We start from the raw sequence: 345 nt of genomic DNA, 5'->3' as shown, positions 1-345 counted from the left end.
GAAGAAGACGAAGAAGACGACGAGCATCAACATGAGAGCACGTTGTCTGATCTCTTTAGCTCAGATACCTGGAAAAAAGTTGGTCAAAAGTACGTTATGGAATGGCAGATGGTCTGGAAAGACGTGCTTATTGGTTTTACCGTTGCTGGTGTTATTTCCGCTTTTGTGCCGAGCGCGTTTTTTGAATGGCTGTTTATTGGCGTAGGTACTGAGGGTGACCCGGGTTTTTGGTCGTTACTGCAACAAGCGGTAGTGGGCCCGGTAGCCGCATTTTTCACCTTTATTGGCTCTATGGGTAATATTCCATTGGCTGCCGTCTTGTTCGGTGAGGGCGTAGCCTTTGCC

At 48.1% G+C, this 345-nt stretch carries 1 protein-coding gene; it reads left to right on the top strand.

Features of this window, described 5'->3' with window-relative positions:
• Positions 1-345 (top strand): permease (locus tag B3180_RS06905; RefSeq protein WP_286843712.1); only part of this gene is annotated, 345 nt, incomplete at both ends.

Origin of the sequence: Idiomarina sp. UBA4206 (assembly GCF_002383015.1) — a bacterium.
Lineage (GTDB): Bacteria > Pseudomonadota > Gammaproteobacteria > Enterobacterales > Alteromonadaceae > Idiomarina > Idiomarina abyssalis.
Note: the sequence above shows the minus strand (reverse complement) of the source record. Positions and strands in the feature narration are given on the sequence as shown.